The following is a 10,321-nucleotide window of genomic DNA, read 5'->3' as shown; positions in this document are numbered from 1 at the left end:
GAGAACACCTCTCTAAAGGCGGAAAGGTAAGGAAACTCCGCTAAGGGCTCTCACATCCTGTGAGAAACGCCCAGTACCTTCATCCTGAAGGCATTTGTTTGGTGGCGATAGCGAAGAGGTCACACCCGTTCCCATACCGAACACGGAAGTTAAGCTCTTCAGCGCCGATGGTAGTCGGGGGTTTCCCCCTGTGAGAGTAGGACGCCGCCAAGCAATTGCACGTTAGTGCAATTATGGAGGATTAGCTCAGCTGGGAGAGCATCTGCCTTACAAGCAGAGGGTCGGCGGTTCGAGCCCGTCATCCTCCACCATTCTTTATTATACATATCGGTTTACATATATGCCGGTGTAGCTCAATTGGTAGAGCAACTGACTTGTAATCAGTAGGTTGGGGGTTCAAGTCCTCTTGCCGGCACCACTTTTATATGATATAATATTTAAGTCTCTTGTAAGAAGAGCCATTAGCTCAGTTGGTAGAGCATCTGACTTTTAATCAGAGGGTCGAAGGTTCGAGTCCTTCATGGCTCACCATTTACATGTTGCGGATGTGGCGGAATTGGCAGACGCGCTAGAATCAGGCTCTAGTGTCTTTACAGACGTGGGGGTTCAAGTCCCTTCATCCGCACCATTTCTGCGGAAGTAGTTCAGTGGTAGAACACCACCTTGCCAAGGTGGGGGTCGCGGGTTCGAATCCCGTCTTCCGCTCCAACTATACCATCCACGCCGGGGTGGTGGAATTGGCAGACACACAGGACTTAAAATCCTGCGGTAGGTGACTACCGTGCCGGTTCAAGTCCGGCCCTCGGCATTAAGTTTTGCGCCCGTAGCTCAATTGGATAGAGCGTTTGACTACGGATCAAAAGGTTAGGGGTTCGACTCCTCTCGGGCGCGCCATGATCTATACGAAATCGGGAAGTAGCTCAGCTTGGTAGAGCACATGGTTTGGGACCATGGGGTCGCAGGTTCGAATCCTGTCTTCCCGACCATTCCTGGGGCCTTAGCTCAGCTGGGAGAGCGCCTGCTTTGCACGCAGGAGGTCAGCGGTTCGATCCCGCTAGGCTCCACTTGGTTTCTAAAAAATATTTGGCGGTGTAGCTCAGCTGGCTAGAGCGTACGGTTCATACCCGTGAGGTCGGGGGTTCGATCCCCTCCGCCGCTACCAATGGACCTTTAGCTCAGTTGGTTAGAGCAGACGGCTCATAACCGTCCGGTCGTAGGTTCGAGTCCTACAAGGTCCACCACTATACGGAGGAATACCCAAGTCTGGCTGAAGGGATCGGTCTTGAAAACCGACAGGGGTGTCAAAGCCCGCGGGGGTTCGAATCCCTCTTCCTCCGCCATACATATTCCCAATCATCGCGGGGTGGAGCAGTTCGGTAGCTCGTCGGGCTCATAACCCGAAGGTCGCAGGTTCAAATCCTGCCCCCGCAACCAAATTTTAAAATGGTCCGGTAGTTCAGTTGGTTAGAATGCCTGCCTGTCACGCAGGAGGTCGCGGGTTCGAGTCCCGTCCGGACCGCCATTTAAATACTTAGGCTTGGTAGCTCAGTTGGTAGAGCAACGGACTGAAAATCCGTGTGTCGGCGGTTCGATTCCGTCCCGAGCCACCATTTTATCAATATATATTTTGGCGGTTGTGGCGAAGTGGTTAACGCACCAGATTGTGGCTCTGGCATTCGTGGGTTCGATTCCCATCAATCGCCCCAAATAAAAATTGCGGGTGTAGTTTAGTGGTAAAACCTCAGCCTTCCAAGCTGATGTCGTGGGTTCGATTCCCATCACCCGCTCCATTTTTATATCGTCATGGGCCTGTAGCTCAGCTGGTTAGAGCGCACGCCTGATAAGCGTGAGGTCGATGGTTCGAGTCCATTCAGGCCCACCATGACTTTTATATTCCACAGTAGCTCAGTGGTAGAGCTATCGGCTGTTAACCGATCGGTCGCAGGTTCGAATCCTGCCTGTGGAGCCATATGGAGAAGTACTCAAGTGGCTGAAGAGGCGCCCCTGCTAAGGGTGTAGGTCGTGTAAGCGGCGCGAGGGTTCAAATCCCTCCTTCTCCGCCATATGATTACAGATATAAATTTATAATTGTCGGCCCGTTGGTCAAGCGGTTAAGACACCGCCCTTTCACGGCGGTAACACGGGTTCGAATCCCGTACGGGTCATCCAGAAGCTTTGCATATCCTGCAAGGCTTTTTTATTTTTATCAATCATGGATATGTCATAAGCTTCGTTCTTTATTTTAAAACAGGCAACAAAAATCTCCATATATTTTGTTTTTCTTCAGAAAATGAAGTTAATTGTCTATAAGTATAAGCGCTTTCAGGAAAGGGCTTTTTTTTATTTCTTCGAATAAATACTATAAATGAAAACTATGATGTCAGAAAGGATGATTACATGGCCGCTGCCAGCCCTACAGCACATGATGTTTATCTTTTTCACGAAGGCAGTCTGTTTAAAAGCTATCAGCTGTTTGGCTCGCATTTTCGTGAGCTGAATGGCACAAGCGGATATGAATTCTGTGTGTGGGCGCCTCATGCGTCGGAAGTACGAGTGGCTGGGGATTTTAACAGCTGGTCGGGAGAACAGCATGTGATGCACAGAGTGAATGATAATGGCATTTGGACGTTATTTATTCCGGGTTTAGGAGAAAAGGAACGATATAAATATGAAATCGTGACGAATTGCGGTGAGATTAGGCTGAAGGCAGATCCATACGCCATTTATTCAGAAGTCAGACCAAACACAGCGTCACTTACTTACGATTTGGAAGGGTACAGCTGGCAAGATCAAAAATGGCAAAAGAAACAGAAGACTAAGACGCTGTATGAGAAACCTGTTTTCATTTATGAACTGCATCTCGGGTCTTGGAAGAAGCATTCTGATGGCAGGCATTACTCGTATAAAGAGTTAAGTCAGACACTTATTCCGTATATCAAAGAGCATGGGTTTACCCATATTGAACTGCTTCCAGTGTATGAGCATCCATATGATCGTTCCTGGGGCTACCAAGGAACGGGGTATTACAGCCCGACAAGCAGGTTTGGCACACCGCACGATCTGATGAGGTTTGTTGATGAATGTCATCAACAAAATATCGGAGTCATTTTAGATTGGGTTCCTGGACATTTTTGTAAAGATGCACATGGCCTTTATATGTTTGATGGAGAACCGCTTTATGAATACAAAGAAGAACGTGATCGGGAGAACTGGTTATGGGGTACGGCAAATTTTGACCTGGGAAAACCAGAAGTTCATAGTTTTTTAATTTCGAATGCGTTGTACTGGGCGGAATTCTATCATATAGATGGATTTAGGGTTGATGCAGTGGCTAATATCTTGTATTGGCCAAATCAGGATGAACGCCACACGAATCCATATGCTGTTGAATTTTTAAAAAAACTCAATCAAACCATGAGAGAGGCGTATCCACAGGTGATGATGATCGCGGAAGATTCTACAGAATGGCCTCAAGTGACAGGTGCCGTTGAGGAAGGGGGGCTTGGTTTTCATTATAAATGGAATATGGGATGGATGAATGACGTACTGAAATACATGGAGACGCCGCCTGAAGAAAGGCGGCATTGTCATCAGCTTATCTCTTTTTCATTACTGTATGCGTTTAGTGAACATTTTGTGTTGCCGTTTTCTCATGATGAAGTCGTATACGGAAAAAAATCACTTCTTAATAAAATGCCTGGCGACTACTGGCAGAAATTTGCCCAGTATCGGCTTTTGCTGGGCTATATGACAGTGCATCCCGGAAAGAAATTGATCTTTATGGGATCAGAGTTTGCCCAATTTGATGAATGGAAAGATACAGAACAGCTTGATTGGTTTTTGGACTCCTTCCCCATGCATCAGAAAGCCAGCGTTTTTACGCAAGATCTTCTCCGCTTTTACCAAAAAAGCAAAATCCTTTATGAACATGACCATCGTGCACAATCGTTTGAATGGATTGATGTCCATAATGACGAACAATCAATCTTTTCTTTTATTCGCTATGGCAAAAAGCACGGTGAGGCGCTTGTCATCATTTGTAATTTTACACCCGCGGTCTATCATCAATATGATGTTGGAGTTCCTTTTTTTACCCAATACATCGAAGTGCTTAACAGTGACAGTGAAACATATGGAGGCTCAGGACAAATCAATAAAAAGCCGTTATCGGCCAAAAAGGGAGCTCTTCATCATAAACCTTGTTATATCACGATGACCATCCCCCCTTACGGCATCTCGATTTTACGGGCGGTTAGAAAAAGAGGAGAGATAAAAAGATGAAAAAACAATGTGTAGCCATGCTCCTTGCCGGCGGAAAGGGCAGCCGTCTCAGCGGATTAACAAAAAATATGGCCAAACCGGCTGTATCTTTCGGGGGAAAATACAGGATTATTGATTTTACCCTAAGCAACTGTTCTAATTCAGGCATAGACACAGTCGGGATTTTAACCCAATATCAGCCGCTTGAGCTGAATTCCTATATTGGAATCGGCAGTGCATGGGATCTTGATAGATATAATGGCGGAGTGACGGTTTTACCTCCTTATGCCGAGTCGTCAGAAGTCAAATGGTATAAAGGGACGGCAAGCGCCATTTATGAAAATCTCAATTATTTGAATCAGTATGATCCTGAGTATGTACTGATTTTATCAGGAGATCACATATACAAAATGGATTACGGCAAAATGCTTGATTTTCACATTGAAAAGAAAGCGGATGTGACCATCTCTGTCATCGAAGTGGGCTGGGAGGAAGCAAGCCGGTTCGGGATTATGAAGGCCAATCCAGATGGGACGATCACACAATTTGATGAAAAGCCCAAGTTCCCTAAGAGCAATCTTGCCTCAATGGGAATTTATATCTTCAATTGGCCGCTTTTGAAACAGTATCTTGAGATGGACGATCAGAACCCTTATTCTAGCCACGACTTCGGCAAGGACATTATTCCTCTGCTTTTGAAGGAGAAAAAGAAGCTTTCCGCTTATCCGTTCAAAGGATATTGGAAGGATGTCGGAACAGTGCAGAGCTTGTGGGAAGCCAATATGGATTTGTTAAAAGAGGACTCGGAGCTGAAGCTGTTTGAACGCAAATGGAAAATTTACTCCGTCAATCCCAATCAGCCCCCGCAATTTATTTCATCTGATGCGCAGGTTCAAGATTCGCTTGTGAACGAAGGCTGTGTTGTGTATGGAAATGTGTCTCACTCCGTTCTTTTTCAAGGTGTGACTGTCGGTAAGCATGCGACTGTCAAATCATCCGTCATCATGCCGGATGTGACGATTGGGGAGCATGTAGTGATTGAAAATGCCATCGTTCCTAAGGGAATGGTGCTCCCGGATGGTGCAGTGATTCGCTCCGAAAAAGACATTGAAGAGGTGCTGCTCGTTTCAGAGGAATTTGTAGAAAAAGAATTGATTTAATTACTGAACAGGGGGCAGAATCAATGTTCAATAATCAAATGTTAGGTGTTATAGATGAAACCACATATAAGCATTCTCTTCAGGATTTAACAGCACAGCGGTCGCTTGGGGCGATTCCTTTTGCCGGCAGATACCGTCTGATTGATTTTATGCTTTCCAACATGGTGAATGCGGATATTAGGAGTGTTGCCATTTTTCCGAAGTATCGTTACCGTTCGCTCATGGATCACCTTGGGGCAGGTAAGGAATGGGATTTGCATCGGAAAAAGGACGGTCTCTTTTTTTTCCCGTCTCCCCATCTTCATCACGAATACGATGAATTCGGTTCCTTTCGCCAGTTTTGGGACCATCTAGATTACTTCCACAGAAGCACGCAGCAATATGCTGTTATCTCCAACAGCCATACCGTATGCAACATTCAATTTCAATATGTGCTGAAACGCCATCAGGAGGTTGGCTGCGATGTCACCGAGGTATTTCAGGACGGCCAGTCGCTGCAAATCTACATCATGTCTACAACACTTTTAAAGGAGCTGATCTACGGACATAGCGAAAAAGGCTATAAAACCATTCAGGAGGCTGTTGAAAAGGAAGCTTCCGCCTTGACCATTTGCCCTTATGAATATTCAGGTTATGCCGCTGTTATTGATTCGGTGGAAAAATATTATACCCACAGTATGGAACTCATTCAGCCGCGTTTTTGGCAGCAGGTATTTTTGCCGCAGCAGCCGATCTACACAAAAGTGAAGGATGAACCGCCGACGAAATATGGAAAACACAGCACTGTCAAAAATTCTTTGGTGGCAAACGGCTGTGTGCTTGAAGGAGAGGTTGAAAACTGCATTTTGTTCAGGGCGGTCCATGTCGGAAAGGGAACGAAGCTGAAAAACTGCATTATTATGCAAAAAACGCAGATTGGCGAGGATTGTCTTCTTGAGCAGGTCATTTCTGATAAGGACGTTAAAATCGGCAAGGCGACGGAAGCTGCTGGAACAGCTGAGCAGCCGCTTGTATTAAGAAAAGGTTTGGTGCAAGGAGAGCTGATGAATTCTTGAAGATATTATTTGCTGTGTCTGAATGCACCCCATTTGTTAAATCCGGAGGTCTTGCCGATGTAGCAGGTGCGCTTCCGAAGGCGCTTGCGCGATTAGGCAATGAGGTAGCTGTGATGCTGCCGAAGTACAGCCAAATACCTGAGCCGTGGAAAATGAGTATGAAAAAAAAGGCTGAGTGTACCGTAGCTGTGGGCTGGCGGCAGCAATATTGCGGAATTGAACATATGGCAGAGGATGATGTGAATTATTATTTCATCGACAATGAGTACTATTTCAACCGGGATTCGTTGTATGGGCATTATGATGACGGTGAGAGGTTTGCCTTTTTTTCAAGAGCTGTGCTGGAGGCTGCCAAAGTTGTGAATGTTCAAGCCGATATTGTTCATACTCACGATTGGCATACAGCGATGGTCAATTATTTGCTGAAAGAGGAGTACAGAAAACATCCTTTTTATGAACGGATGAAAAGCGTGCTCACGATTCACAACTTACAGTTTCAAGGCATATTCCCTCCCGATGTCACACATGACTTGCTGGGTCTTGAGATGGATCATTTTCACTATGAAAGGTTAGAATGCAACGGATTTGTTAATTTTATGAAGGCGGGCATCATTGCGGCTGACCATGTGACGACTGTGAGCCCTTCTTACAGAAATGAAATCTTGACACCGTATTATGGTGAGCAGCTGGAACAGGTTTTGCAATATAGGGAAAATGATGTAACGGGCATATTAAATGGCATTGATGATACGTTCTATCAGCCGAAAAGCGATCCTTATATAGAGGCGCAATACGACTCGGAACATCTTGCATGCAAGCTGGAAAACAAAACGAGGCTTCAGCGGCGAATGGGGCTTCCAGAGAAAAACGATATTCCGCTGATCAGTATGGTGACAAGGCTCACTAAACAAAAGGGGCTTGATCTTGTCCGCAGAATTATGCACGAGCTTCTTGAGGAGCAAGACATACAGCTGGTTGTGCTGGGGACAGGAGAACGTGAATTCGAAGATTATTTTCGGTATGCAGAATTTGCTTTTCATGAGAAGTGCAGAGCTTATATTGGGTTTGATGAGCCGCTTGCCCACCAAATTTATGCGGGATCTGATATGTTTTTGATGCCGTCGAAATTTGAGCCGTGCGGCTTGGGGCAGCTCATTGCTCTTCAATATGGCGCCATTCCCATTGTTAGGGAAACGGGTGGACTTTACGACACTGTCCGTTCCTATCAGGAGGAAGAGGGGACGGGCAATGGTTTTACATTTTCCGCCTTCAATGCGCATGACCTGAAATTTACGATTGAAAGGGCGCTGTCGTTTTATCGCCAACAGGATGTATGGCAGAGCATCATGAAGACCGCAATGAATGCAGATTACAGCTGGGGGAAGTCGGCTAAAGAGTATCAGCGCATTTTCGAGCATGTGACAAGGAGTGGACGGGATGTTCTCGAGTAAAGAACGCTTTGCAGATTTATTTTTAAAGCGCCTGGAAATGACGTGCGGAAAAAGCTTTAAAGATTCTGCCAAGCTGGATCAATATAAAACGTTGGGCAATATGGTCAGAGAGTATATCAGTGCAGATTGGATCAAGACGAATGAAAAAAGCAGATCCAATTCCGGGAAGCAGACATATTATTTATCAATCGAATTTCTGCTCGGTCAGCTCCTTGAACAAAACTTAATGAATCTCGGTGTTCGTGATGTTGTAGAAGCTGGTTTAAAGGATATCGGCATCAATTTAGAGGAGATCCTTCAGATAGAGAACGATGCTGGTCTCGGCAACGGCGGGCTTGGCCGGTTGGCCGCTTGCTTTTTAGATTCTCTTGCTTCGTTGAACTTGCCGGGGCACGGGATGGGCATCCGTTACAAGCATGGCTTGTTTGAGCAAAAAATTGTAGACGGGCATCAGGTGGAGCTGCCTGAGCAATGGCTGAAAAACGGGAATGTATGGGAAGTAAGGAATGCGGATCAGGCAGTTGACGTTCCGTTTTGGGGCAAGGTGCATATGACAGAAAAAAGCGGGCGCCTGCATTTTCGCCACGAACAAGCGACAATTGTAACCGCTGTTCCTTATGATATTCCGGTCATCGGCTATGAAACGGGCACTGTCAATACGTTAAGGCTTTGGAACGCCGAGCCCTATGCGCATTATCATGGTGGTAATATTTTATCTTATAAGCGGGAAACAGAAGCGGTTTCTGAATTTTTATATCCCGATGACACCCATGACGAGGGGAAAATTTTACGTCTGAAGCAGCAGTATTTTTTGGTATGCGCAAGCTTAAAAAGCATTGTAAACAATTACCGAAAAACGCATAAATCTTTATCCGGCCTGCATAAAAAAGTGAGCATTCATATTAATGACACTCACCCTGCGCTTGCGGTGCCTGAGCTGATGCGGATTTTGCTCGATGAAGAGGACATGAGCTGGGAAGAAGCTTGGCATATCACTGTACATACGATCTCTTATACGAATCATACAACATTGTCAGAAGCGCTTGAGAAATGGCCGATTCATTTGTTTAGCCCGCTGCTCCCGCGCATGTATATGATTATTGAAGAGATCAATGAAAGGTTTTGCCGCGCAGTTTGGGAAAAGTATCCTGGAGACTGGAAAAGGATAGAGAACATGGCGATTACAGCGCATGGTGTTGTCAAAATGGCTCATCTGGCCATAGTAGGCAGTTACAGTGTAAATGGTGTTGCAAAAATTCATTCCGATATATTAAAGGAAAGAGAGATGCGTGACTTTCACTTGCTGTTCCCGAATCGTTTTAACAATAAGACGAATGGGATTGCCCACAGGCGCTGGCTGTTAAAAGCGAATCCAGGCTTGTCTGCCATCATTACAGAGGCGATCGGCGATGAATGGGTGAAACAGCCGGAATCACTGATCCATTTAGAATCGTACGCCTCTGATCCTGCATTTATTGAACAGTTTCAAAACAACAAAAGCAAGAAAAAACAAGAGCTTGCCGATTTGATTTTTTGCACGGCAGGGGTGGTTGTGAACCCTGACAGTATATTCGACGTTCAGGTGAAACGGCTTCATGCATATAAACGTCAGCTGTTGAATGTTCTTCACATTATGTATTTGTATAACCGCCTCAAGGAGGACGCTGGGTTTTCAATCTACCCGCAAACCTTTATTTTCGGGGCAAAGGCTTCACCAAGCTACTATTATGCCAAGAAAATCATTAAGCTGATCCATTCTGTCGCAGATAAAGTCAATTATGATCCGGCGGTCAAACAGCTGATCAAAGTTGTTTTTTTAGAAAATTATAGAGTTTCTATGGCTGAGCGAATTTTTCCGGCATCAGATGTAAGTGAGCAAATTTCAACCGCAAGCAAGGAAGCGTCTGGTACAGGAAATATGAAGTTTATGATGAACGGCGCTTTGACAATCGGCACGCATGATGGCGCTAATATCGAAATCCTTGAGCGGGTGGGCCCTGATTGTATTTACACGTTCGGCTTAAAAGCGGATGATGTTCTATCATATCAGGAAAACGGCGGTTATAGATCGAGGGAATATTATCAGCATGACCGGAGAATCAGACAGGTAGTCGATCAGCTGATCAATGGTTTTTTTGAGGGAGAAGCAGATGAGTTCGAATCGATCTATGACTCACTGCTCCCGCATAATGATGAGTATTTTGTTCTGAAGGATTTCAGCTCATATGCAGATGCGCAAGAGCGAATTCAAGCTGATTATCGAGAACGAAGGAAATGGTCTGAGCGTTCGATTGTAAACATTGCTCATTCTGGATATTTCTCCAGCGACCGCACGATCCGGGAATATGCGAAGGACATTTGGGGCATCAAGCCGATGATATGAAAAAGCCGCTGT

At 45.5% G+C, this 10,321-nt stretch carries 5 protein-coding genes, 21 tRNA genes and 1 rRNA gene; all 27 read left to right on the top strand.

Annotated elements, in window-relative coordinates:
* The first annotated feature begins 97 nt into the window (after positions 1–97).
* The 27 genes from rrf (at position 98) to glgP (ending at position 10,309) form a co-directional block, all read left to right on the top strand.
* Positions 98–213 (top strand): 5S ribosomal RNA (rrf, locus tag CDO84_RS14800).
* Between the two features lie 22 nt (positions 214–235).
* Positions 236–311 (top strand) — tRNA-Val (locus CDO84_RS14795).
* Between the two features lie 31 nt (positions 312–342).
* Positions 343–418, top strand: a tRNA-Thr gene (locus CDO84_RS14790).
* A 37-nt stretch (positions 419–455) separates the two neighbouring features.
* Positions 456–531: transfer RNA gene (locus CDO84_RS14785), tRNA-Lys, on the top strand.
* Positions 532–541: 10 nt separating this feature from the next.
* A tRNA-Leu gene (locus CDO84_RS14780) sits at positions 542–628 on the top strand.
* A gap of 5 nt (positions 629–633) precedes the next feature.
* Positions 634–708: transfer RNA gene (locus CDO84_RS14775), tRNA-Gly, on the top strand.
* Positions 709–722: 14 nt separating this feature from the next.
* Positions 723–808 (top strand) — tRNA-Leu (locus tag CDO84_RS14770).
* A 9-nt stretch (positions 809–817) separates the two neighbouring features.
* Positions 818–894: transfer RNA gene (locus tag CDO84_RS14765), tRNA-Arg, on the top strand.
* A 15-nt stretch (positions 895–909) separates the two neighbouring features.
* Positions 910–986: transfer RNA gene (locus tag CDO84_RS14760), tRNA-Pro, on the top strand.
* A gap of 5 nt (positions 987–991) precedes the next feature.
* Positions 992–1,064, top strand: a tRNA-Ala gene (locus CDO84_RS14755).
* 21 nt (positions 1,065–1,085) lie between these two features.
* Positions 1,086–1,162, top strand: a tRNA-Met gene (locus CDO84_RS14750).
* A 2-nt stretch (positions 1,163–1,164) separates the two neighbouring features.
* Positions 1,165–1,241: transfer RNA gene (locus CDO84_RS14745), tRNA-Ile, on the top strand.
* A 6-nt stretch (positions 1,242–1,247) separates the two neighbouring features.
* Positions 1,248–1,340 (top strand) — tRNA-Ser (locus tag CDO84_RS14740).
* 17 nt (positions 1,341–1,357) lie between these two features.
* A tRNA-Met gene (locus tag CDO84_RS14735) sits at positions 1,358–1,434 on the top strand.
* Between the two features lie 11 nt (positions 1,435–1,445).
* Positions 1,446–1,522, top strand: a tRNA-Asp gene (locus CDO84_RS14730).
* A gap of 12 nt (positions 1,523–1,534) precedes the next feature.
* Positions 1,535–1,610: transfer RNA gene (locus CDO84_RS14725), tRNA-Phe, on the top strand.
* A gap of 20 nt (positions 1,611–1,630) precedes the next feature.
* Positions 1,631–1,706, top strand: a tRNA-His gene (locus CDO84_RS14720).
* A 10-nt stretch (positions 1,707–1,716) separates the two neighbouring features.
* Positions 1,717–1,790, top strand: a tRNA-Gly gene (locus CDO84_RS14715).
* A 15-nt stretch (positions 1,791–1,805) separates the two neighbouring features.
* Positions 1,806–1,882, top strand: a tRNA-Ile gene (locus CDO84_RS14710).
* Positions 1,883–1,894: 12 nt separating this feature from the next.
* A tRNA-Asn gene (locus tag CDO84_RS14705) sits at positions 1,895–1,969 on the top strand.
* A 3-nt stretch (positions 1,970–1,972) separates the two neighbouring features.
* Positions 1,973–2,063, top strand: a tRNA-Ser gene (locus tag CDO84_RS14700).
* A gap of 30 nt (positions 2,064–2,093) precedes the next feature.
* Positions 2,094–2,165: transfer RNA gene (locus CDO84_RS14695), tRNA-Glu, on the top strand.
* Between the two features lie 232 nt (positions 2,166–2,397).
* Positions 2,398–4,281 (top strand): 1,4-alpha-glucan branching enzyme, encoded by a 1,884-nt coding sequence (glgB, locus tag CDO84_RS14690; protein ID WP_040082023.1) that lies wholly within the window; start codon positions 2,398–2,400, stop codon positions 4,279–4,281.
* Positions 4,278–5,420, top strand: coding sequence for a glucose-1-phosphate adenylyltransferase (locus CDO84_RS14685; protein ID WP_040082024.1), 1,143 nt, complete (start codon positions 4,278–4,280; stop codon positions 5,418–5,420). The genes glgB and CDO84_RS14685 overlap by 4 nt, the downstream gene beginning before the upstream one ends.
* A 23-nt stretch (positions 5,421–5,443) precedes the next feature.
* Entirely contained in the window at positions 5,444–6,475 is a 1,032-nt protein-coding gene (gene glgD, locus CDO84_RS14680; RefSeq protein ID WP_040082025.1) for a glucose-1-phosphate adenylyltransferase subunit GlgD, read from the top strand.
* Complete coding sequence (gene glgA, locus CDO84_RS14675; protein ID WP_040082026.1) at positions 6,472–7,926, top strand: glycogen synthase GlgA; 1,455 nt, start codon at positions 6,472–6,474, stop codon at positions 7,924–7,926. Before glgD ends, glgA begins: the two co-directional genes overlap by 4 nt.
* A complete protein-coding gene (glgP, locus tag CDO84_RS14670) occupies positions 7,913–10,309 on the top strand; it encodes a glycogen phosphorylase GlgP (protein WP_040082027.1) in 2,397 nt (798 codons plus the stop codon). The genes glgA and glgP overlap by 14 nt, the downstream gene beginning before the upstream one ends.
* The last annotated feature ends 12 nt before the right edge of the window (positions 10,310–10,321 follow it).

Source organism: Bacillus sp. MD-5 (assembly GCF_002201875.1).
GTDB classification, from domain to species: domain Bacteria; phylum Bacillota; class Bacilli; order Bacillales; family Bacillaceae; genus Bacillus; species Bacillus stercoris.
The sequence above is the reverse complement of the archived record's forward strand: the minus strand, read 5'-3'. Positions and strand labels throughout refer to the sequence as shown.